Raw genomic sequence first — 23,279 nt, 5'->3', positions numbered from 1 at the left:
AGGAGGTCATTTTATTTATAATAAACTAATATTGAACTGATTGAGAGAAGGATTTCTATGACATTGCCTTACATAAAACGTTTAGGAACAGGTTACCTAGTGGGGGTCATTATTGGTTTATTATTTACGTGGCTTCATGTTCCGTTACCGTGGATATTAGGTCCATTAATAGGTATTTTTGCAGTTCAAACAGTTACACGAATAGAGGTCCAAGCTTCTTTACCTTTACGTAAAGTAAGTTTTACTATAATGGGAATTCAGATTGGTACAACCTTTACAGCTACGACATTCACTGATGTAATGCCTTATATCATTCCTTATGGTTTATTTACGCTTTTGTTGATTGCTATTAGCTTAATAGCTGCCTATTTATTGTCGAAATGGTTACCTATTGACCCGATTACGAGTATGCTTGGTAGTATTCCAGGTGGTTTATCGGCAATTATCGCATTAAGTGAGTCAGTAAAGGGTAATACTGGACTAGTGACTATTTTTCACACCATTCGTTTGTTGTCTGTTCTACTAATCGTTCCCTTTGTAGCATCACATTATTTTATACCTGTCAATTCAACTACTTTGCAATCAGCTGTTGTTGTTAACCAAGGTCCGCTATGGACAGTAGCATTATATGTAGTCATTTATTTTATAGCTTTTAGATTTGAGAAAAAAGTACCAGCAGCACTTGTTATTATTCCAATGATACTAGTCGGTATCTTGCAAATGCTGCCCATTCAATTATTTATCTTACCAAATGTATTCTATATTTTTGCACAACTTACTTTAGGTATTTATCTTGGTTACTCGATCTCATTAAAAGATATACAAAAGGCAGGGAAATTCGCCTTGTATTACTTTTTGCTTTCCGTTTTTCTAATAATAGTGGCGGGTAGTTTTGGGTATATATTTAGCATGTTGACAGCGGTGGATCTAGCTACTGCTATACTAAGTTTTGCACCTGGAGGTTTAATTGAAATGGCTCTAACTGCTCAGTCAGTTGGTGGTGATTCTTCCATTGTTAGCTCCTTGCAAACGATTCGATTACTCACTATTGTTCTATTAGTACCCTTTATCATTCAACTGATTTTACCAAAGTTTGTCCAATCTAGAAATCAATAGCTTATTTTTTAATAGAAAACGTGATAAACTAAGAGAGTAAAGTGCTTTACTTAGAGATAGAAGAAGGGAGTGCAAACATGATCCATTTAAATTGGGAAAATAACGTAACAGTAAAACAAATCAAATGCGTACATGCAGATGCAAAAAAGTTTGTAGTCAATCATGTCTTAACACCTGAGAAAGTGTACGACGTTAAAAATGAAACAGACGAATTCTATTTTATAATAGATAATACGAATCGTATTGGTGGTTTTAGGAAAGAGTATTTCACAGAAAAATGAAATTAATTATAAATAATCAAAATAGACTTACTTATCAGACTTGTGTTTCCACTATTTATGTATAATAATAGACTGAACCCTTTTTAGGAGATGATGTAGTGAAACAACTTATATTAATTCGTCATTGTCAGGCAGAAGGGCAACATAAAGATTCACCACTAACACAAAGTGGTGTCAATCAAGCACATCGTTTAGCTGCATTTTTAAATAAACAACCAATTAAATTGGACAGGATTATATCCAGTCCATTTATGCGTGCAATAGAAACCATTAAACCTTATGCAGATGAACACCATATCTCAATTGAAAAGGATCGTCGCTTACAAGAAAGAATATTAAGTAATGAACCAATAGATGACTGGATTGATGTGTTGGAGACATCGTTTTCTAACTTTGATTTTCGATTACCTGGTGGTGAATCTTCCAATGATGCACTAAAAAGAGGTTTGGAAGTCTTACATCAAGCACTAAAAGATGAAGAACATGAACATATTGCTATTGTTACCCATGGTAATTTATTAACGATATTACTATCACAATTTGAAAAAGAATTCGGCTTTATTAACTGGAAGATGCTAACAACTCCTGATGTATTTGTTATTCAAAAAGAAGCAGATAAGTATGCCGTTGAACATGTATGGTAAAGTGAATTTCAGTTAGCTGGATGCATGAAATACATTGGGTAGATTATGTATTTGTGATATGATAACACAGTAAGAATGTTTTAAAGGAGGAGTAATTTTTGGCTTTTGTAATAACGTCACCGTGTATAGAAGAGAAAGCAGGCGAATGTGAAGAAGTTTGCCCTGTTGATTGTATAGAAGAAGGAAAAGATATGTTCTATATCGATCCAGATATTTGTATTGATTGTGGAGCGTGTGAAGCGGTTTGTCCAGTAGAGGCAATTTATATGGAAGATGAAGTTCCAGATAAGGAACATGATTATATTGCTTTGAATCGTAAATTCTTTGAAGAGAAATAGACAGAATAGATAAAAAGCCGCTAATTTCAGATTGTGAAATTACGGCTTTTTTATCTACACGACTTTAAAATTCTGAAAGTCATTTAATTTCTCATACGTTGTCAGTTCTACGTGATCTACTTTAATAAATTTTCTTGGACCTTTTTTAATCAAATCAATGAACTCATATAAGGTTTCGACTTCTGCTTCTGCTTCAATTTCAACCCTACCATCTGCTAAATTCTTCACCCAACCGTTAACTCCCATTTCAGTTGCCTTCATTTGGGTTGTAGCGCGAAAGCCTACACCTTGTACGACGCCACTAACAAGCATGTGTGCTCCTAATTTACTCATATTATCACCCCATATCAGTTGTTATTTAACTATTTACTTTATATCAACAATTTAAACTAATTTTTATCAAAAATCGAGGAGGAACTATAATGCATCATAATATTATTGAAATTACTATGAACGAAATAGACGCATTTAAAATTGGTCATGCTCAAAATGAGAAAGCAGCTACTGGCTGTACCGTAATTATTTCTGAGAAAGGTGCGGTTACAGGAGTAGATGTTCGAGGTGGTTCACCTGGTACACGAGAAACTGATTTATTAAAATCAGAAAACTTAGTTGACCAAGTCCATGCTATTTTTTTAAGCGGTGGGAGTGCTTATGGTCTGGAAGTCGGAACTGGCATAATGCATTATCTAGAAGAGAGAAAAATAGGTTTTGACGTGCAAGTTGCAAAGGTACCAATTGTTCCAGGAGCGATTCTGTTTGATCTAGCAATTGGTGAAGTGAATATTCGTCCTGATGCGAAAATGGGATACCAAGCATGTCTGAACAGTGAATATGACATGCGTGATCATGCACAAGGAAATGTTGGAGCAGGAATGGGGGCAACTGTTGGGAAATGCCTTGGACCTTCTTACAGCATGAAGAGTGGAGTTGGTACTTATGCTATTCAAATAGGAGACTTAAAAATAGGAGCTGTTATTGCAGTCAATAGTTTTGGTGATATTATTGATCCGAGTACAAATGAGATTTTAGCTGGTATATTTGACCGAGAACAAGGTGTGTATTTAAATACGGAGAAACAATTACTGAAACAGTTAGAGAGCACAACAAATCGTTTTTCAAGTAATACATCAATCGGCAGCATACTAACGAATGCGAAAGCTAGTAAAGCAGAAATGAATAAAATAGCATCTATCGCCCACGATGGTATGGCTAGAACAATGCGACCTTCTCATACTTTAGTAGATGGCGATACGTTATTCGCAATGACTTCGAATCAAGTAGATGTGGATTTAAATATTGTTGGTATGCTCGCGGTAGAAGTAGTAGAACAAGCAATTATACGTGCTGTAAAGCAAGCAAGTTCTTTATTTGGTCAACCCAGCTACCAAGATATAAACCAAAAGTAATGAAAAGTATATTTATTTGTGATAAAGATCACTGATGGAATTTCAAAATCAGTCATAATCTACTGTAGACTGTATTTTGAGGTGAAAAAATGAAGAAATCTTATCAACCAGAGCTACTTGCTACAGCAAGGGATATAGTAGAAGTTAAGGCATTAGCTGATGCAGGAGCTGACGCAATCATTATTGGGCATCAACGTTATGGATTACGTGTAGCTGGCGATTTTTCCATAGATGCTTTAGCAGAAGCGACTCAATACCTTCATCAGGTGAATAAAAAAGTATATATTCTAGTGAATGCGATTTTTCATAATGAAATTCTAGCAACTTTACCAGCTTATATAAAACAGTTGGTAGAACTGCAGGTTGACGGGATTATTTGTGGAGATCCTTCTATATTTACTGTTATGGATGAATTTAAATACGTTATTCCAATCACATGGAATCCAGAAACATTATCAACTAATTACCAAACTTTACGCTATTGGCATCAAAAAGGTATCAAACGTGCAATTTTATCTAATGAACTAACCTTAAATGAAATTAAGGACATCAAGAATGAACTTACCTTTCCAATTGAAGTACAAGTTCACGGTATGACATGTATTTTTCATTCTAAACGAAAACTTGTTCGTAATTACTATTCACATGTAGATTTACCTTATGATAGTGATTTATCTTTTTACTTAAAAGAAAGAAAAATAGAAGCTACACATTATCCTGTCTATGAGGATGAGAATGGAACACACATTATGAGTAATGAAGATTTATGTATGATTGAACAATTAGATCACGTCTTAGACGCTAAGATTGATGGTTTGCGTATCAATGGCTTACTCAAGAGCAGAGTATACAACATAGCTGTAGTGCAAATGTATCGTAAAGCAGTAGACTTATATCTCGAAGATCCGGTAACGTTTCATTTTAAAAAGGCTGATTGGAAGCAAGGCTTATATAAAATTCAACCAAAAGATCGAAAGTTACATACTGGTTTTTACTTTAAAGAACAGATTTATTAATAAGAGGTGTCGTTTATGCATAAGAAAACAAAGCTTAAAAAGCCAGAATTACTTGCACCAGCAGGTAATTTAGAAAAATTAAAATTCGCGATACACTATGGTGCTGATGCTGTTTATATTGGTGGAAAACAATTTGGTTTACGTTCGAAAGCAGGAAACTTTTCATTTGAAGATATGAAAGAAGGCGTTGCTTTTGCCAAACAATATGGAGCGAAAGTTTATGTCGCAGCTAACATTATTGCACACAACGAAAATTTAGTGGGTGCACAGGCGTATTTTAAGAAGTTATATGAAGTAGGTATTGCAGCAGTTATTGTTGCTGATCCTGCCTTAATTCAGGCATGTAAAGAAGGAGCGCCTGAATTAGAAATTCATATTAGTACACAAGCTTCAATTGTTAACTGGCGTACAGTAGAATTTTGGAAAAAAGAAGGTATTCCGCGTGTTGTATTAGCGCGTGAAGTCTCCCTTGAAGAAATAAAAGAGATAAAAGAAAAGGTTGATATTGAAATTGAATCCTTTATTCACGGTGCAATGTGCATTTCGTATTCTGGCCGATGTGTCTTATCTAATCATATGACTGCAAGAGATGCAAATAGGGGTGGTTGTGCACAATCATGTCGTTGGAAATATGATTTATTTGAAGATGGTGTCGATGGTGCTATTAGTGTGACGGATAAAACGGATGAAGCATATACCATGAGTTCACAAGATCTTAGTATGGTAGAACAGTTACCAGATTTATTAGCAGCCGGTGTGGATAGTCTTAAAATTGAAGGTCGAATGAAAAGTATTCACTATGTAGCAACTGTTGTAAATGTCTATCGAGAGATTATTGATACGTATTATGAAGATCCAGATAACTATCAGTTAGACCCAAATTGGGTAGATGAAATATGGAAAGCAGCACAACGTTCTTTAACCACAGCATTTTATTACAAGGAACCAACCGAAAAAGATCAGTTATTTGGAAAGCCTGATCGGATTCAAAAATATGATTTCTCTGGTCTTGTTTTAAATTATGACGAAAAAACGCAGATTGCAACGATCCAACAGCGCAATAGTTTTGCGGTTGGTGATGAGATTGAATTTTTTGGTCCTAACTTCTATCACTTTAAACAGAAAATCAGGAAAATAATGGATGAAAGCGGAAAATCTATTGATCGAGCAAAACATGCCTTGATGATTACGAAAATAAAAGTAGATCAGCCGTTAAGCTATTACGATATGATGCGAAAAAGTAAATAAACAATAGATCGGCACCTATAACACTTAAAGATGTTACAGGTGTTTTTTTCTGTTTTAATTAACTGAACTAATAATTGGAACTTTAAAATTTAAGGCTTTTTACATGAATCCAACCTTACTAGTGAATAATAACCGAAATGAATTATAGGAGGTTTGGCTAATGGATCAAAAATCATATCAGGTGCCTACTGAAACAGCGTCATATTGGAGAAATACTGCAGCTTTTCCTGCATTTACGCAATTAACACAAGACATAGAAGTGGATGTTGCAATTGTAGGTGCTGGTATTACTGGTATTACTACAGCATATCTTCTAAGAAATGAAGGTTATAAAATAGCATTAATAGAGGCTGATACCATTTTAAGTGGAACAACAGGTTATACAACGGCAAAAGTCACTGCACAACATGGCTTGATTTATCATGAACTAATCCAACACTTTGGTTTAGAGAAAGCCAAATTATATTATCAAGCCGCAATGGACGCGAAGCAACAAATAAGGGATACTGTTGTCAAGCATAACATTTCTTGTGAATATGCAGAAGAGGATGCATATATTTATACAAATACAGAAAAAAAGATAAAAAATATAGAAGATGAAAATAATGCTTATCAAAAATTAGGAATTGACGGGGAACTCGTATCAAAAATGCCGTTAAACATACCAATGAAATCTGCACTAGTTATGAAACACCAAGCCCAGTTTCATCCCCTACACTATTTGAATTATTTAATTAAAGCAATAAGTGATAGTGGTGTAGATATTTATGAACACACAACCGCAACCAATATAGATTTTGGTGATAATCCAACGATTCATACAAAAGATAAGAAAAAAATAACATGTAAACACGTCGTGATTGCCTCTCATTATCCTTTTTATGATAAAAAGGGATTATATTTTTCTAGAATTCATCCTGAACGTTCTTATTTAATAGCCGTTACAACTAATCAAAAATTTCCTGGTGGTATGTATATTAATGCCGAGCAACCAACAAGATCTATTCGAACAACGATGAATAAAGGAGAGGAAGTTTGGCTAATTGGTGGTGAAAGACATAAAACAGGTCAGGAAAAGGAAACGCTTGATCATCATAAAGAGTTGGAAACATTTGTGAACGAAAATTTCGGAATAAAGTCATATAAATATCGTTGGTCTGCTCAAGATTTGACTACAATAGATAAACTACCATATATTGGACCGGTTACAGCGAATGAACCAAATGTACTTGTTGCAACTGGTTATCGTAAATGGGGTATGACAAGTGGAACAGCGGCCGCAATGATACTATCAGACACTATTCGAAACAAAGAAAATCCGTATATATCTTTATTTAAGCCATCACGATTTGATTTTGATCCTGATGTAAAGAATTTTATTAAAGCAAATACAGATGTAGCTAAGCATATGATTAAAGGAAAGTTTGAAATTCCCGAAGATAAATTAAATGAATTAGAAGAGAATAGAGCTACTATTATACGTGAGAATGGAAAAAGAATTGGCGTATATCGCGATACTTCAGGAAAGATACAGCATATAGATACCACCTGTACACATATGAAGTGTGAGGTTAATTGGAATAAAGCAGAGCATACATGGGATTGTCCTTGTCATGGATCGCGTTTCACTATAGATGGAGAAGTAATTGAAGGTCCGGCACATAAACCGTTAAAAAAAATACCAACAAATGAAGAGAGGTAAATATAATGGAATCTGTAACATACGATGATACTATCGTCTATTATGATAGCCTTGGGAAGGGTGTACCGATTCTATTTATTCACCCACCAGGTTTAGGGAGACGTATATTTGATAATCAGAAGAAATTGGCTGATGCATTTCATTTATTAATACCAGATTTTAGTGGGCATGGAAATTCTACATCTATCTTAAGTGATGATATTGTCAACCAATATGTTATTGAGATTAGACAGATTTTATTAAAGGAGCAAATAGGAGAGGTGATTATCTGCGCCTATTCAGCAGGAGGTACAATAGCACATGCTTTTGTTCATGCGTTTCCTGAAAAAGTAAAAGGCCTTTTGATTGCTGGAGCATATCCGAAAGTAGGCTCTTTAGGATTAGATTTAATGTATAAATTTGGTTTATATATGGTTAAAAAGAATCCCGAAAAATTAGCTAAACTATTGGCGTTTAGTAATGCACGAAATAAGGTATATAAAGATATACTATTTGACCATACGATGAAGACTAATATTGATCATTGGTATGCATATTATAATGATACGTATCACTATGATGTGAGAGATTGGATTAATGACATTAACTGTCCAAGCCTTTTTGCATATGGCCAGCGCGCTTACTGGGTACGCATGCATAAGAAGTATTATCAAGACAATTCGAATATCGAAATTACTATTGTTGCAAATGCATTTCATCAATTACCAACAAAGAATTGGCTTTCATTTAATCAGCTTATTAGACACTATATGCAACGTTATTTCAAGTAAGTTAATATTTGTGAAATTTTTGTTATTAAAAATATTAACACTTTTCATTTTCATTTTCAATTTATTTATCTTATAATAAGAGAGATGTTAAGAAGAAACAGGAGGGAAACTATGAGAATAGTAGTAGCAGGGGGAGATGGTTTTTGTGGTTGGCCGACCGCATTATACTTATCAAAACAAGGCCATGAAGTTTCCATTTTAGACAATTTGGTACGGAGAAAAATCGATGAGGAATTAGGTTCAAATTCAGTAACGCCTATTGCCACATTAGAAGAACGTGTCACAAAGTGGAAAGAGCTTACCGGAAATGATATAAAGATCTTTGTCGGTGACTTAAATCATTATGACTTCCTTACACAAGTATTTGAACAAACAAAACCAGATGCATTTGTTCACTTTGGTGAGCAACGATCAGCACCGTATTCCATGATTGATCGTGAGCATGCAATCTATACACAAACAAATAATGTGATGGGGAATCTAAACGTTTTATATGCGATTAAAGAACTAGCGCCCGATTGTCATCTAATTAAATTGGGAACTATGGGCGAATATGGTACACCGAATATTGATATTGAAGAAGGTTACTTAGAAGTTGAACATAACGGACGTAAAGATACCGTGCCATTTCCGAAACAACCAGGCTCCTTTTATCACTTGTCTAAAGTACATGATAGCCATAATATCATGTTCGCTTGTAAGGCTTGGGGCATAAGAGCTACAGATTTAAATCAAGGTGTTGTTTATGGGTTACATACAGAAGAAACTGAATTAGATCCTATTTTAAATAATAGACTAGATTATGACGGTGTATATGGTACAGCATTGAACCGTTTTCTGATACAAGCTGTAACTGGTCATGATTTAACCGTGTATGGATCAGGTTCACAAACACGTGCTTTTCTCAACATTAAAGATACAATTCGTTGTGTTGAAATAGCTGTAAATAATCCAGCTGACAATGGTGAGTTTCGTGTATTTAATCAATTCACAGAATACTTTACTGTCCAAGAATTAGCTGAAAAGGTGAAAAACGTTGCCGGTCAACTTAATCTTGAGACCAATATAGCTCATATAGAAAATCCAAGAGTAGAAACTGAAGAGCATTATTATCATGCAGTAAATACAAAATTAAAGTCATTAGGACTGGAACCGAATTTATTAACAGATCAAGTTTTAAAAGAAATATTGGAGACAGTAGTGGAACATAAGGACCGCGTTATTAAGGATAATGTGTTACCTACTATTTCTTGGAAGTAACAAAGGAGCATGTTGTTTTGAAAATAGTCATCGTAACAGAAACCTTTTTGCCTTCGATAGATGGAGTAGTAACGAGGTTAACAGCAGCAATTAAACATTTGCGTCAACAAAATCACGAAGTAGTTGTAATTGCACCAGACTTAGGGGTTTATGAATATGAAGGTGCAATTGTTGAAGGGTTAAAAGCAACGACAATGCCTTTTTATCGCTATCGTCCGTTTGCACTTCCACAAAGAAAAGTTAAAACGTTATTACGTAAACATGACCCTGATCTAGTTCATGTTGTTAATCCTGCGTTAGTTGGCGCAACAGGCGTCTATTATGCTAAGAAATTAGGTTATCCGTTAATTGCATCTTATCATACACATGTTCCGAAATATCTGGACTATTATAAGCTGTATAAACCAATGAAACCAATCTTTTGGAGCTATGCACGGAAATTACACAACATGGCGGATATAAATTTATGTACATCTAAAGCAATTCAAGATGAATTAGTTGAAAAAAACTTTCATAATGTTCATTTATGGAAACGCGGAGTTGATATTGATAAATTTCATCCAAGTTATGGAGATAAGTCAATGCGACAACGTTTATCTAATGGATTAGAAGACAAAAAATTATTAGTTTTCGTAGGAAGATTGGCAGCAGAAAAAGAAATCCATAAATTAAAACCTTTATTAGATACGCGTGACGATGTTTGTTTAGCCATTGTTGGTGATGGTCCAGCAAGGGAAATGTTAGAGCGAACATTTGAAGAAACAAATACTGTATTTACCGGATTTATGCAAGGAGAAGAACTTTCAACAGCATTTGCATCAGCTGATGCGTTGATTTTTCCATCAGTTACAGAGACATTAGGCTTAGTAATATTAGAAGCAATGGCGACAGGTTTACCAATAATTGCAGCAAAAAGTGGTCCAACTATGGAACAAATTACAGATGGACAAACTGGCTTTTTATTTGAAAATGAAAATATAGACAGTCTAATTGCCGCAATTAGTAAATTAGATAACGAAGAAACGTATAAACAATTAAGACATAATACGCGCAAAGAAGCTGAAAAATTCAGTTGGACTGAACCGTCACAGCAATTAGTAGATTTTTATGATGAATTATTAATTATGAATGAATCACATAAACTAGCAAAATAAATATATTCTGTCTCACTATCTAGAGAATACTTTAGTTTTGAGACAGAATATATTTTATTTCTTTAACTTCCGATAATATATATTATGTAAACTAGAATAAAATTTTATTTAATTTGATTGTGTCCTCTGATATCTCTATAATATCGTTACTTTGGGATATCCTCTTCACACTCATGTAAGATTGTTTATTTCTATTTATGTTTTTTTGCCTTGCTTATCTATTACTATTTATTTTTAACTCTCCGACAATGAAACAGTTGTCTATACTTAAATAACCTTAGAGAACTAAACTTGTGAAGATACCTTTTGATTCTACTCGACGGTTACATCGTTATATAGTTTTAATTCCTCGATGTTTCCGTTCCAACTTATACTTGATGTTAGATCTTCATTTTCATCGACATATAAATATAAACAGTCATTACAATCACCTGCAAGCCCTTCTATTTCTACTACACCCTTATCATCTAGTGACATACTTCCTCCCATTATGTCACTGTTAGTTTCCAGCGTATAACCACCTTCACCTTCTTCAGGAATTGATTCCTCACCAATGTATTGTATTTTTAACTTTGTTTGCGCTTTTTGTGCATCAAGTATTTCCGCAGTGTAAATTACCTTCCAATTATCACTTTCACCTTCAAAATTAAATACTTCAGTTTCAGTTTGTGTACATCCACTTAAAAATATAGAGATAAGCAATAGAAACAAAACCTTTTTCAATATATCCACCCCTTCGCACATATACTTCTTTTTTAAAACTTTAAAATTTAAGTTGAATTAGGTCATCCAATTTAGTTATTTAAATTTTAGACATATAGACATATAGCGTTCATATGCTTATACTTCTCTCTATATGCTGTATGTATCCCGCAAGTTAAAAGTTTAGAATTTTATGTTTCTATTATATGTAGTTTAAACTTTCAAGTCCATATTTCTCTTGATAGTGTAGAAAATAAATAAGACATTGTTAATAAATTCATTATTGCAGGTGCCTGCAATTGTAATTATTACAACAAATCCTATAATATAATGACAGTTGACTATCCCTCTCCCTTTTATTGTGTTGTATTGTTATTTACTATGATAATATTAATAAATCATAAATGGATTACAGATAGTGAATTAGTATCTATTAAATAAATTGTAAAAAAAGCGTGTTCGTATTGAATACGCTCTTTAACTTTATTATTCATTAATAAATCGCTTTATAGAAAAGTGAGAAATATCTATTTCATTCTTACCTGAGATAATTAAATCACTTAGGACTTGTCCGACCGCACTACTAAATTTAAAACCATGACCAGAAAAACCTGCTGCAATTGCAACATTTGAATGCTTTGGATGGAGATCAATAATAAATTTGTCATCTGGTGTAAGTGTGTACATACACGTTTTCCCATACTTTAATTCCTGAGTAATAGGGAGATATTGATTCAAGAATTGTGTTAAATCTTCTATATCTTCTGTTATTCCACCAAACTCTACCATTGTTTTATCTGGATTTATTTGATCCCCACCATCATGTCGCCCTAACTTCAAACCCATTTTATCAATACTTGGAAAACCATAATATGTTCCTAGTGGTGTAACAAATCCAAAGGCTGGAAACTTACTATGATTATAGTTAGTTTCGTCAACATTAAACCAAGCAAAAGTCTTTCTCACTGGTGTAAGTGGCATATCTAAATCTATCATAGAAAGTAGATCTTTTGAGCCTGCTCCTGCTGATACTACTAACGACTTCGAGTAAAAGGTCTCTTTGTCTGTCTTAATTGTTACACGATCATCTTGAACGGAAATTTCAGTGACCTTACTATTCGAAATTATGGTAGCACCATTTAATTCCGCAAGCTCACGGTACGCTTTAATAATTTCCTCGGATTTAAGTATGCCTGATGTTGGTTCAAAGCAACCAACAAAGTCGTTTGGTAACGTAATGCCTGGCCATCGATTTTGAACTTTTGTTGCATCCAATATATCAAGTGGTAAGGAATACTTTTTCGCACTAGAGATAGTGTTTTGTATGAAATCGGATTCTTCCTTACCAACATTTAAAACCCCAGTTTGCGTGAAGATTTTCCTCCCACTGGCTTTCTCTAAATCATTCCACAATTCCTGTGCTTTGAGAACTAATGGAACATATTCTTCCCCCTCACCATAGGCATAACGGATAATTCGCGTATCCCCGTGATGGCTCCCTTTATTATGTGGTGGGTTAAATAAGTCCAATAATAACGTTTTTTTACCACTTTTGGATAAATAATAACCTGCTGCCATTCCCATTGAACCTGCGCCAATTACAATTACATCATAGTCCACGCTACCTAACCTCCATAAATAATTCTAGTAATCTTCACTAAGTTGTAACTACTATTATAATGAACCATTAAGAATCCTAATCTAAGATAAGGCTCATAAGTAAAATATTAGTTTTATCCTCTAATACTATCAAAAACAGATTATATTATGTGGATTTTTGTTAAAATAATAAATCGATCCTTGATATTGTTACTAGTATCATGGATCGTTCACATAATATCTATTGTTTCTTGAACAAATTATTGTTACTATTATTTATTGTCGATAAAAGAATATGAAGTTTACAACTAGAAGGAGTCATAAAAAATGCAACAGAGAACCTCTTTTTCAACCTATGCAGTTATCGGTACGATGCTGTTTGGAATGTACTTCGGTGCAGGGAACCTGATTTTCCCTATTCAATTAGGGCAACTTGCTGGTACAAATTTTTGGCCTGCGTTAATTGGGTTTTTAGTAACAACAATTGGTTTGCCCTTTATGGGAATATTGGCTATTGGCCTATCGGGAAGTAACGGTTTGCGCGACTTAGCGAGTCGTGTCCATCCAATCTTCGGTCTTACTTTTAGCCTACTTCTTTACTTAACAATTGGTCCTTTCTTTGCCATTCCGCGTACAGCTAGCGTACCTTTCGTTGTTGGATTCGAACCATTCATTAATCCAGCACAAGCGAGTTTATGGTTAGCGATTTTTAGTTTTTTATTTTTTATTATGGTCTATTATTTTTCATTAAATCCTGCAAAAATTGCAGATTATATTGGCAAATATTTAACACCAGCTTTTCTGCTATTCCTGTTTCTTTTACTAATTGTAGCTATACTTAAACCAATGGGTAACTTTGGTGATCCAATTGGAGATTATAAAGAATTTGCATTTATGACAGGATTTAAAGAAGGTTACAACACAATGGATGCACTGGGATCACTTGCGTTCGGTATTGTTGTCATACGTGCAATTAGACGAAGAGGAATTACAGACACAAAAGAGATTGCAAGTGCAACATGGAAATCTGGCTTTTTTGCAATGGGTTTAATGACAGTGATCTATGGACTAATTGCCTATACTGGAGCATCTAGTATATCCGTCATTGGCACTCTTGAAAATGGTGGTCTTATCTTTGCTAAAGTAGCGCAACACTATTTCGGTCCGTTTGGAGCTATTTTATTTGCAATTATTATTGTTCTAGCTTGTTTAAAAACAAGTATTGGTCTCATAACGGCTTGTAGTGAATTCTTCCATGAAACGTACTCTAAAATTAGCTATAAGACATTTGTTCTTGTTTTATGCCTTGTTTCATTTATAATTGCTAACTTTGGTTTAAATAATATTATCCAATTTGCTGTTCCAGTATTAATGTTTTTATATCCCTTAGCAATTGTTCTTATTTTGTTAGGCCTCTTCTCTTCTTTCTTCGCGAATAAGAAAGAAGTTTATGCTGTGTCGATGTTTCTTACTTTTTTCGTTAGTATCATTGATGGTTATAACGCTTTAGCAAATAGTATTCCGGGTGTAAGAATTTCAGTCATTGAATCGATAAGGGAATTCTACCTTTTATATCTGCCATTCTATGAAATTGGACTTGGTTGGATTTTGCCAGCGTTAATTGGGGCGATCATTGGATTACTTTGGCCAACAAGATAACGTTGATACAATAGAAACCAAAATTAGCATCTAAAGCTTTATCTATATAAATCGAAGCAGCCCTTTCTACCTCTTATAGAATGGAGGCTGCTTCTTAATTTTACCGTCAGCTTAAGGAAACCATCTTTCTAACTGAAGTACTATTATAATTGCTGCAGTTAACATTAACAACATTTCGCTTAACGTTATAATAGCTCGTTTTGGGTAGTCACTATACTTCAATTCAAAGAATGCCTTTACGCCATAATCTAATGCCAGAGGAACCGTTAATCCAATAAAAATCAAGTAGGATAAATCATTAAATATAAAGAGACTCCAAATTAGAATTGTTATGATTGCAATACAATATCTATTCCATTTGTCTACCCTTCGATGTAAAACATTTATATAATTATTAGAAAAAAACTTATTTTTAACTTTTTCAATCTTAAAAAGCTTCCTCAAAATAAAATTAACTATTGATATAAGACTAAAAATAATTAACATGATTAATCCAAATTTTAAAAAGTACATAATCCCTCCTATTTACCAATTGAGTTGACTCTTATCTATATAAATAATGAGTTGGAGTGAACAAGTCTTCTTCTGTATTTCTTACAATTGAAAAGTTTTCAACATTGTAATGACCATGAAGCGTTTCGTTGTGATGCTTTATAATTTCTTCTGCACTTAAAACAGCACTGTCTTTTGTTGAATGTCCATCTCCGACTAATGTGACATCCAAACCATTAATAGTTGCTGTTCTGACTGCACTATCAATACAATGTTCGGTTGCACAGCCCATGACAACAATATGTTCAATTATTTGAGACTTTAAATGATTTAGAAGTCCAGTTCCATGGAACGCATTTGTTGCGAGTTTATTAAAAAACTTTGCATTCTTAGTGACGTTAATTTCCTCATGGACTTGAAATCCTTTGTCTTTACCATCTGCGATTTCTAGGTCTCTAACAAAAACAATAGGTATATCAAATTTGCTTGCTTTTTTAATTACTAAATTAATGTTTCTAAGAAGTTGTTCTTTTTTAAATACAGCATTTTCTTCCTGATTACCTTCAATTAACTCTTGTTGAGCATCAATGATTAACAAAATTTGATTCAAATGATTTCTCCTCTCTTATCATAAAAAATGATTATTTAATTTGATCGATTTCCTCTTAGTTTATATGTGTTTTTTGTTTTTTAAAGGAATGTAAGTAGTTTAATTCCATCCCTCTTTAAATCGAGCCATCATAATGGTGTTGTAGTAGTTTCCATCAGAAAGTAATTTATCTCTTTTTAAAACACCTTCGATTTCAAAACCATATTTTTGATAAAGTTTAATTGCTCGACTGTTTGTTTCCATTACTCTTAAATTTATTTTTTTGATATGATTGTCATCTGCCCATTTAATGGATTTTTGTAATAAATTCCCACCGATTTGATAAGACCAAAATTCTTTCAGTACACAGACTCCAAATTCAACATTATGATTAAACCTTTGTAATGGATTTCCTGTACATCTTGAATATCCAATAATTCGATTATTAACGGTTACAACTAAAAATAGGTTTTTAGCATTCTCATTGTCTATTTTAATTATTTCTTCAAATCTAATTAAATCTATGTATTCTTCCCCTCTTACTCTATCTAAATTTTCAGTTTCTCCATCAATTTGTAGCCGTAAATCTGACAAAGCTTTTGCATCTGTATTCATTGGAGTTTTAATATTGTAAGTAATTCCATTTACAGTAAATTTTTCTTCGGTGACTTTCATGACTTAAGGGTACCTCGCTTTGTATTGATTCCATAATGTTTAAGAGACATGCTAACAATCTTTACGGGTTATCACATCTTTGCATGCTTTAAAAATATAACTGCCCGGACTAAAGGATAGATCACTATACTCATCGAGAAGCAGATTACTAAAGGTGTATTTTCAAATTCCATTAGCATACTTGTTCCCTCAGTTACAAGCAATGTTATCCCTAAACCAACTACCAATAGTAAATAACTTATTCGTAATGCCTTTATAGATAAATAAACTTCCTTTTTGTCTTGAGCGTTTGTATCCGTCTCTCCATTTGCTAAATACTTAAATAAGTATGCAAGAACAAATGAAACATAAATAAATGTATCAGTTCTTAATTGACTGTCAATAAACCACTTATATAATCCAAAGCTTATAATAGAGATTATAGCAATAATAAGAACTATGTAACCTGTTAATTTATTTTTCATAAAAATAACTTCCTTTAGATTATTAGTTTATCTATGTTTCTAAAAATAACAACTCGCAATATTTTTGCACATTAAACATTTAATGGGATAAGTTAACATCAACTAGTCTACTCTCTGAACTTTATCCTGCCATTCTTTCTTTCGTTTTTTGCGTAACAGTTCTCTGTAAAAAGCTAAGCGAGCAACTTCGTATACCACGATGCTAAATATTGCTCCAACTAGTAATAGTAGTATGCCGATGATAAACCCTAAGCCTGTTAATAAAAATAATCCGAATAAGGACCATCTATTACCTTTCATTAAGGAGAAACTTTGTTTAACACTTCTAAAGATACCAAGCTTAGGGTCATCATGTAACAAATACAGCGCTTGTGAAGTACCTAAATAAAGCCAAAAAAGAATACCATATAGAATTATAAAACCAGCTATTATCGAACCTGTTCCTAAATTTAACCCAACTGGAATAATTGCAAGAAATATAATTACTGTATATATAGCTAACATTCCGATAAGATACAGTAGGAAATTTGAAATGATTAAGACAATAAGTCCTTTATAGAGCAAGCGCGCGTTTCGAAATGGATAAGTGATAGCGGTCAAAAACCTTTTTCTCATCGTGTTTTTGGTTAGGATAATGTATTGAAGAAGTATAAAAAACAATATGCTATTTACTAATGGTCCTATTAGTAATGACTGTATTGAGTCTAAACTTGATACTGCTAATGGATCCATTCTAATACTTACAGATCCCTGAATAGGCACTGTTCCAAGTAAAAGCTTGATAAAATAAGTTAGAAGAACCATTCCGATAATCTTCAACCAATTATTACTAAGTATTGTCATCGCTTCTTTAAAAACGTTTTGAATCATAAAACTCTCCTTCAACAAAAAAATTAGTATTAACTTTTGTAATCTCTTACCACAAAGTTATATTTATTTTAACATAAATATCCAATCAATTTAGATTCCTCTTTTAATTTTTTTATTTTTCATATAATAAAGAACACTTTTCTAAAAAAAGAAAAGTGTTCTTCAAAATCTATTTTTTGATACTATGCTGCCTTATTTCCCATCGTTCAATTTTCTGCCTTCTTCAGGGCTAGACATTTTAGTTGCTCCTGCTTTACTTAGATCTTGATCTCGATCAGATTCAACACGTCCACTTTCTCTTAATTTCTTTTCTTGACGGTCTTTTCCCACTTTAAACACCTCCTAATGCTAACATGGATCGTTTAAAGTGAAATTATTCGGAGAGTAATCTATACTGCTGATTCAAATGGTTTTATCATAAACGTAGGATTATCAATTAGATCAATCACTTTTTCAGTCGCAAGTATTTTTATCATTGGTCGATGAAAATGTTTGTTTATTTCAGTAACAATTGCTGGTTGATTATGATTGATCAGTACTTTCGTTCCTGGTGGGTAAGTAGAAATGGATTGACTAAAAGCTGTAACAATTTTGTGCGAATACAAACGATCTGACATAGCCATAATTGCTTCCATAGCATCATGTGGTGGAAGCTTTTTTTTTACAATTAAATTATCATAGCGGTTTGCAACAGCGCAAATTTGAGCAATTTCTAGAAAATCATTATCCTTTATTTGACGTGGAAAACCCTTTCCGTCTAATGTTTCATGATGCTGATAGGCAATATGAGCTGATACAATACTAAACTGACTAATTGTTCGCAATAATTGGAAGCCTGAATCAGGATGTTTCTGTTCATCTGTATCAATTGCTTTACCTATATCATGTAATAAGGAACCAATTGCTAGATCCCTAAGTTTTAAGTCATTATAGCCCATTTCTTTGGCAGTCAATAAAGCCAGAATGGTGACATTAACTGCATGTGCATAAGGCTGTAATTCCTTTGTCATTGTTCCCGATGGAATAAGTATAAGTGTTGGTCTATGCTTTACTTCTTTAAGCAATATGCCTGCTACTTGCTGAATAGGTTTTAATTCCGGCGTGCTTTTTTGCGTCGCATGTTCATAAAAGGTTTTAACTGCTTGAATGGCGTCTGTCCATGTTGGCATATCGAGCATATCTTCAATTGTAATTCCTTTAGAAACCTCATCCTCTATAAAAAGAAAATTAATGCCCATGTTTTCTAGTCTAGATTGTATTTTAGGATCGATCGTTCTACCAGTTGCAAGTAAAACACGTTTGCTCGAATCATATATTGGCTTGGCAAGTACCATACTTTTGTTGTCATAGTCTGAGATACTGATTAGTCTCATGTTTACACCTCTTTTTATAATCTATAAATACTAATTAACATAGTTCTACTCATAACTATTAGTAGTTCGATAAAAGAGTATAAAAAAAGCTATCACAAATAAATGTATAGCCAAAATAACTGTAAATGTAATTTGGTGGTCTGGCGATCAATAGTAATGAAGATAAATCCATACCTTAGACCCATGACTTTGCGTCCTATTCTTTCAAATAGTTTGCCTTTTTCGTGATATTCTATTTAAGTAACACCTTTTATTAGTACTTTAGTATTGTTTTAAGAATAGCTTATTTTTAATTATAATTCAACATATTTCGACGAAAAAGGCTATTGTATATTTTTAAGCTAAAGAATGCAGTTAAATTAAACTAAGGTTTAATTCTTTTCGGTATAGATTGCACTTAACGTCACAAAATAAGAAAATACTATTGCTACTATAGGAGGGCTCTTCATGGAATATCAAACGTACTGGGAGAATATATATGATAAGAACGAAGCGTTAAATGAACTTTTCCGTTCGTATTGGCATGCCTATTCAAGCTTTGGAACATGGCAATTCTGGATAGTTGTTCTTTTCTTTTTATCACCCTTGGTTCTTCTTTATTTTAAAGTGGATCGCAAACGAATTTTTGAAGTTTTTTTCTTTGGTTATACAGTACATATGCTCTGGACATACGCAGAAATTATATTATCGCGTCACGGTTTTTTCGTTCACACCTATTTTCTTACACCGTTTATCCCCTATGCACTAAGCATGACTGCTTCCGCACTACCAGTAGCTTTTTTACTTATATACCAGTATTGTACGAATGATAAGAAGAGTTTTTATTTATACATCTTACTATTAAGTATTCTTTTTGCGTTTGGATTAGCAATTATTGAAGATAAGGTAGGATTATTAAAATTTGATAAAGGAATGAATTCATTTTATCTGTTACTTGTTGATTTGGTTATAGCGATTAGTGCTTATTGGATGACGAAAATAGTGAGAAAACTAGGGAGTAGACCTAAATAATGTCATCATTCCCTAGAAAATTCAGATTAACATTTTATATTAAAGTATACAGAAATTCAGATTATGTTTACTTTTTACTTGTGTTTTAAAATCCCCTTTTTCTTAGCCACATTTCACAAACAGATGTCCACCAACTGACATCTTTCAGATCGTTCGCAAGTCCAAGTCCATGTCGACCACTTTCAAAAACATGCAACGCATAAGGAACTTTTTTTCTACTTAAAGCACTAGCAAACTGTAGACTGTTCTCTACTGGAACGGCGCCATCATCTGCTGTATGCCATAAAAAAGCAGGTGGTGTATCAGTTGTTACATGGTCTTCCAATGACATAAGTTCCACTAAAGAAGAATTAGGCTGTTCGCCAAGTAAAGCCTGCTTACTACCTTCATGCGTAAATTCACCCATCGAAATAACAGGATAACATAGTACCATTAGATTAGGACGACTGCTTTGATGTTCAATGGCATCATCCGCCTCAGGATTACCCTCGTCGTAATGAATACTAGCGGAAGCTGCCAAATGCCCGCCTGCAGAAAAACCTAATATACCGACTCGATCTGGGTCTATATTCCATTCGCTAGCATGATGTCTAACAGTGCGAATAGCTCGTTTAGCGTCATTTAACGGAGTCGGGTGTTGATGAGGAGCTATTCTGTAATGTAATACTACTGCTGCTATTCCAATTTCATTGAGCCATTCTGCAATAGGTGTTCCCTCGTGTTCTGCACGATGTGTATACCCACCACCTGGGCATACAATTATAACTGGTGTTGGATTCTGTTGTTTTAATAAATATGGTGTCAAGCTAGGGACCGTTTCATCTATTGTATGTAACTGTTTATCTACATTATATAGTGCTAACAGCATCTTCTTCTGCCCCCTCTGTTGTAATTAATTACCCGCATTTGTTGCTACGGTGCTTTCTTCTTGTTTGACAAAGTCAATCGCTATAACTAATGAAATAATTATATGTTCTAGTGATTCGTCGTTAACGTTTACCTCATAGGTGTCGCCCCATGATAACCATTTTTCGGTAACTTGGCCTACTATTTCGCCATTGCTCACTATATCAAATTTTTTGTCCCACCAGTCACCACGTACTGAAATATCTTGCCCTTCAATTTGATAGCGTGATTTTAAAAAAGAAAATTCCTTTTTAATAGTAACAACATCTTTTCCATCAACCTGAACGAAAAATTTCGGCATTAGACTAAATACCTTCTTTGTTATTGTACCAATTTCATTTTCAGAGGTATCTTTGATAGTAAAAGTTTTTGGAATGGAAAGGAAACTTCCTTTTATCACATACTTATCTTGTTCAAATTCGTCCTTAACAGTGAAATTACCACCCAAACTAAAAACTTTTTGCTTAATATATAGTTTTTTCATATAAGCCTCGCTTTCTTTTTAAAGTAATTTGGTGTTCATTAGTTACCTTTTCGACAAATGTGGCAAAATTCCTGGTTTCTTATAAAATTCATTAAAATCTAATCTTGATATATTTTTTGTGCTTCATATTTAAAATCACGATACTTATAGTTTTGTTTTAAGTACATTTCTTTAGGCGTATCTTCACCGTCAGCCACTAATATGACAGTCTTATCAGGGAATGTCTTCATTACAAATTCTTGTAATCTGCTGCCTATTCCTCTATTCCGAAACGATTCGACAACAGTAAGATTATCGATTTCTGTTGTTTCATTAGAAATAATAACATCTACACAACCTGCTGGAGCTCCTTTATAAAAAGCTAAAACTTGATGAATATGTTCCTCTTCAAATTGACGTTTTATAAGATCAGCTTTTTGTTTTGCAAACTCACTTCCAAAGTTAAGGTCAAACTGATATTGTAGATGAAGAAGAACTTCTAAATTTTCACCTGTCACTACTTGAATATCTATATCTGTGTTGTTTCTCAAAGAAGGAAAGTGCTTCGGTTGAATAGTATATAGTTCTAGAGACCCTATTTCATAACCCATATCATTCAGTTGTGCAAGGAGTTCTGCGGTAGGCTTTGTATTAGCAGGAAAATAAAATTTTACATGTTTTTGGCCTTGTCTCAGGTGAAATTCCCTTAAGTATTTTTCTGCCTCTTAAAATTTACTTAAAGAAGGTGAATTTTTAAATTCAATGAAATTACTATCATACCTGATTAACATCTATGCATAATGATAGTGTTTATAATGAGCATTTTCGGTTACGATTTTTCCAAGTGTGTATATATCTTCAAATGTTATTTGGTCCATTCATATTCTCCTTCTTTATAATTCATGTCACTAAATTAAAAAGTTCTAATAACGAAAAGTATCTCCTTTATCTAAATCTAGCGTCTGATCATTAATTACCACTATCTTATTGCTTTCCCATTTAACAGTTACTTCTTCTGTTCCGCTTTGAAGGAAAATTCTTTTTTTAAACCATAATGGTCCGTTTAGTTCGCCTCTTATTCCGAATGATCCTGATGCTCCTGCATCATAAAAATAAAAATCAATGGTGTAATTCTCATCGGGAGAACTAACTGTTTTAATCTGTTCATTTACTCCCATTGAAGATAAAAGTGACGATAATAATATCACATAGAAAATAGCTAACGAAAACAATATAGATAAAATTAGAGTCAACCAACTTCTTGTTTTACTCTTCCAGTGCCTGTTATCTTTGAATCCTATAACTCCAAAAATAAATGCAATGATACTAACTAAAAGAAGTACATAATTTGATGGTGCAATTCTCCAAGCGTTGCTGATATTAGAATATAGTGAGTAGAGAGACAAACCAATACATAATAATATTAAATAAAATGCCATAAATTATAGGTTCTCTCCACAGCACTTCCCCCTAACTCAATTAATAGGTTAGTAATTTTTAACTAAATGCATAAAACGTCTATACATATTTTAACATAT

27 protein-coding genes, 1 pseudogene and 1 riboswitch are annotated in these 23,279 nt (G+C 33.4%); of the genes and pseudogenes, 13 read left to right on the top strand and 15 right to left on the bottom strand.

What is annotated here, in order from left to right; all coding sequences use genetic code 11:
* Positions 1-57: 57 nt before the first annotated feature.
* The 4 genes from DM447_RS10140 to DM447_RS10125 all read left to right on the top strand — a co-directional run bounded on the left by DM447_RS10140 (position 58) and on the right by DM447_RS10125 (position 2,379).
* Complete coding sequence (locus DM447_RS10140; RefSeq protein WP_112181114.1) at positions 58-1,116, top strand: AbrB family transcriptional regulator; 1,059 nt, start codon at positions 58-60, stop codon at positions 1,114-1,116.
* 77 nt (positions 1,117-1,193) lie between these two features.
* Positions 1,194-1,397, top strand: coding sequence for a DUF6501 family protein (locus DM447_RS10135; protein WP_112181113.1), 204 nt, complete (start codon positions 1,194-1,196; stop codon positions 1,395-1,397).
* A gap of 98 nt (positions 1,398-1,495) precedes the next feature.
* Positions 1,496-2,041 (top strand): histidine phosphatase family protein, encoded by a 546-nt coding sequence (locus DM447_RS10130; RefSeq protein ID WP_112181112.1) that lies wholly within the window; start codon positions 1,496-1,498, stop codon positions 2,039-2,041.
* A gap of 98 nt (positions 2,042-2,139) precedes the next feature.
* Positions 2,140-2,379, top strand: a complete 240-nt coding sequence (locus tag DM447_RS10125) for a 4Fe-4S ferredoxin (RefSeq protein WP_112181111.1) — start codon at positions 2,140-2,142, stop codon at positions 2,377-2,379.
* A gap of 54 nt (positions 2,380-2,433) precedes the next feature.
* Here the strand turns inward: DM447_RS10125 and DM447_RS10120 are convergent, their stop codons facing one another.
* A complete protein-coding gene (locus DM447_RS10120) occupies positions 2,434-2,712 on the bottom strand; it encodes an acylphosphatase (protein ID WP_112181110.1) in 279 nt (92 codons plus the stop codon).
* Between the two features lie 89 nt (positions 2,713-2,801).
* Between DM447_RS10120 and DM447_RS10115 the strand changes: the two genes are divergently transcribed.
* From DM447_RS10115 to DM447_RS10085, 7 genes are all read left to right on the top strand, one after another.
* Entirely contained in the window at positions 2,802-3,788 is a 987-nt protein-coding gene (locus tag DM447_RS10115; RefSeq protein WP_112181109.1) for a P1 family peptidase, read from the top strand.
* An 89-nt stretch (positions 3,789-3,877) separates the two neighbouring features.
* A complete protein-coding gene (locus tag DM447_RS10110) occupies positions 3,878-4,804 on the top strand; it encodes a peptidase U32 family protein (protein ID WP_112181108.1) in 927 nt (308 codons plus the stop codon).
* Between the two features lie 15 nt (positions 4,805-4,819).
* Positions 4,820-6,052 (top strand): peptidase U32 family protein, encoded by a 1,233-nt coding sequence (locus DM447_RS10105; RefSeq protein ID WP_112181107.1) that lies wholly within the window; start codon positions 4,820-4,822, stop codon positions 6,050-6,052.
* Between the two features lie 160 nt (positions 6,053-6,212).
* Entirely contained in the window at positions 6,213-7,754 is a 1,542-nt protein-coding gene (locus tag DM447_RS10100; protein WP_112181106.1) for an FAD-dependent oxidoreductase, read from the top strand.
* 5 nt (positions 7,755-7,759) lie between these two features.
* On the top strand, positions 7,760-8,524 hold the full coding sequence (locus DM447_RS10095; RefSeq protein WP_112181105.1) for an alpha/beta fold hydrolase: 765 nt from the start codon (positions 7,760-7,762) through the stop codon (positions 8,522-8,524).
* 111 nt (positions 8,525-8,635) lie between these two features.
* Complete coding sequence (locus DM447_RS10090) at positions 8,636-9,784, top strand: NAD-dependent epimerase/dehydratase family protein (RefSeq protein ID WP_112181104.1); 1,149 nt, start codon at positions 8,636-8,638, stop codon at positions 9,782-9,784.
* A 17-nt stretch (positions 9,785-9,801) separates the two neighbouring features.
* The gene (locus tag DM447_RS10085) at positions 9,802-10,938 is read left to right on the top strand and encodes a glycosyltransferase family 4 protein (protein WP_112181103.1); all 1,137 of its coding nucleotides are present in this window, start codon (positions 9,802-9,804) and stop codon (positions 10,936-10,938) included.
* A 312-nt stretch (positions 10,939-11,250) separates the two neighbouring features.
* Here DM447_RS10085 and DM447_RS10080 read toward each other — a convergent pair whose 3' ends face one another.
* Positions 11,251-11,661 carry a hypothetical protein gene (locus DM447_RS10080; RefSeq protein ID WP_112181102.1) on the bottom strand — a complete coding sequence of 137 codons (411 nt, stop codon included), beginning with the start codon at positions 11,659-11,661 and terminating at the stop codon, positions 11,251-11,253.
* 465 nt (positions 11,662-12,126) lie between these two features.
* The gene (solA, locus tag DM447_RS10075) at positions 12,127-13,260 is read right to left on the bottom strand and encodes an N-methyl-L-tryptophan oxidase (protein ID WP_112181101.1); all 1,134 of its coding nucleotides are present in this window, start codon (positions 13,258-13,260) and stop codon (positions 12,127-12,129) included.
* Positions 13,261-13,566: 306 nt separating this feature from the next.
* On the opposite strand from solA, the gene brnQ reads away from it, so the two are divergent.
* Positions 13,567-14,898: a branched-chain amino acid transport system II carrier protein gene (gene brnQ, locus DM447_RS10070; RefSeq protein WP_112181100.1), complete on the top strand. Its 1,332-nt coding sequence runs from the start codon at positions 13,567-13,569 to the stop codon at positions 14,896-14,898.
* 111 nt (positions 14,899-15,009) lie between these two features.
* Here brnQ and DM447_RS18845 read toward each other — a convergent pair whose 3' ends face one another.
* The 7 genes from DM447_RS18845 to DM447_RS10035 all read right to left on the bottom strand — a co-directional run bounded on the left by DM447_RS18845 (position 15,010) and on the right by DM447_RS10035 (position 19,361).
* Positions 15,010-15,384, bottom strand: coding sequence for a DUF4181 domain-containing protein (locus tag DM447_RS18845; protein ID WP_162632620.1), 375 nt, complete (start codon positions 15,382-15,384; stop codon positions 15,010-15,012).
* Positions 15,385-15,442: 58 nt separating this feature from the next.
* Positions 15,443-16,000 carry an isochorismatase family protein gene (locus tag DM447_RS10060; RefSeq protein ID WP_112181098.1) on the bottom strand — a complete coding sequence of 186 codons (558 nt, stop codon included), beginning with the start codon at positions 15,998-16,000 and terminating at the stop codon, positions 15,443-15,445.
* Between the two features lie 99 nt (positions 16,001-16,099).
* Positions 16,100-16,654, bottom strand: coding sequence for a GNAT family N-acetyltransferase (locus DM447_RS10055; protein WP_112181097.1), 555 nt, complete (start codon positions 16,652-16,654; stop codon positions 16,100-16,102).
* A gap of 71 nt (positions 16,655-16,725) precedes the next feature.
* Positions 16,726-17,118, bottom strand: coding sequence for a hypothetical protein (locus tag DM447_RS10050; RefSeq protein WP_112181096.1), 393 nt, complete (start codon positions 17,116-17,118; stop codon positions 16,726-16,728).
* Between the two features lie 102 nt (positions 17,119-17,220).
* A complete protein-coding gene (locus DM447_RS10045) occupies positions 17,221-17,988 on the bottom strand; it encodes a DUF975 family protein (RefSeq protein WP_112181095.1) in 768 nt (255 codons plus the stop codon).
* A 192-nt stretch (positions 17,989-18,180) separates the two neighbouring features.
* On the bottom strand, positions 18,181-18,318 hold the full coding sequence (locus tag DM447_RS10040) for a YpzI family protein (protein WP_112181094.1): 138 nt from the start codon (positions 18,316-18,318) through the stop codon (positions 18,181-18,183).
* A 59-nt stretch (positions 18,319-18,377) separates the two neighbouring features.
* Positions 18,378-19,361 (bottom strand): HD-GYP domain-containing protein, encoded by a 984-nt coding sequence (locus tag DM447_RS10035; RefSeq protein WP_112181093.1) that lies wholly within the window; start codon positions 19,359-19,361, stop codon positions 18,378-18,380.
* Positions 19,362-19,492: 131 nt separating this feature from the next.
* Positions 19,493-19,589: riboswitch (cyclic di-GMP riboswitch) on the bottom strand.
* Positions 19,590-19,808: 219 nt separating this feature from the next.
* Between DM447_RS10035 and DM447_RS10030 the strand changes: the two genes are divergently transcribed.
* Positions 19,809-20,372 carry a hypothetical protein gene (locus DM447_RS10030; RefSeq protein ID WP_112181092.1) on the top strand — a complete coding sequence of 188 codons (564 nt, stop codon included), beginning with the start codon at positions 19,809-19,811 and terminating at the stop codon, positions 20,370-20,372.
* A gap of 85 nt (positions 20,373-20,457) precedes the next feature.
* Here DM447_RS10030 and DM447_RS10025 read toward each other — a convergent pair whose 3' ends face one another.
* The 5 genes and pseudogenes from DM447_RS10025 to DM447_RS10010 all read right to left on the bottom strand — a co-directional run bounded on the left by DM447_RS10025 (position 20,458) and on the right by DM447_RS10010 (position 23,180).
* Positions 20,458-21,240 (bottom strand): alpha/beta hydrolase, encoded by a 783-nt coding sequence (locus tag DM447_RS10025; RefSeq protein WP_112181091.1) that lies wholly within the window; start codon positions 21,238-21,240, stop codon positions 20,458-20,460.
* A gap of 24 nt (positions 21,241-21,264) precedes the next feature.
* Entirely contained in the window at positions 21,265-21,762 is a 498-nt protein-coding gene (locus DM447_RS10020) for an LURP-one-related/scramblase family protein (protein WP_112181090.1), read from the bottom strand.
* Between the two features lie 98 nt (positions 21,763-21,860).
* Positions 21,861-22,352: a GNAT family N-acetyltransferase gene (locus tag DM447_RS18545; protein ID WP_241964513.1), complete on the bottom strand. Its 492-nt coding sequence runs from the start codon at positions 22,350-22,352 to the stop codon at positions 21,861-21,863.
* Positions 22,332-22,451, bottom strand: a pseudogene (locus tag DM447_RS18675) (DUF5613 domain-containing protein); the annotation flags it as partial. The gene DM447_RS18545 and the pseudogene DM447_RS18675, both read right to left, overlap by 21 nt.
* 213 nt (positions 22,452-22,664) lie before the next feature.
* On the bottom strand, positions 22,665-23,180 hold the full coding sequence (locus tag DM447_RS10010; protein ID WP_241964512.1) for a DUF5412 family protein: 516 nt from the start codon (positions 23,178-23,180) through the stop codon (positions 22,665-22,667).
* Between the last annotated feature and the right edge of the window lie 99 nt (positions 23,181-23,279).

Origin of the sequence: Paraliobacillus zengyii (assembly GCF_003268595.1) — a bacterium.
Lineage (GTDB): Bacteria > Bacillota > Bacilli > Bacillales > Amphibacillaceae > Paraliobacillus_A > Paraliobacillus_A zengyii.
The sequence above is the reverse complement of the archived record's forward strand: the minus strand, read 5'-3'. Positions and strand labels throughout refer to the sequence as shown.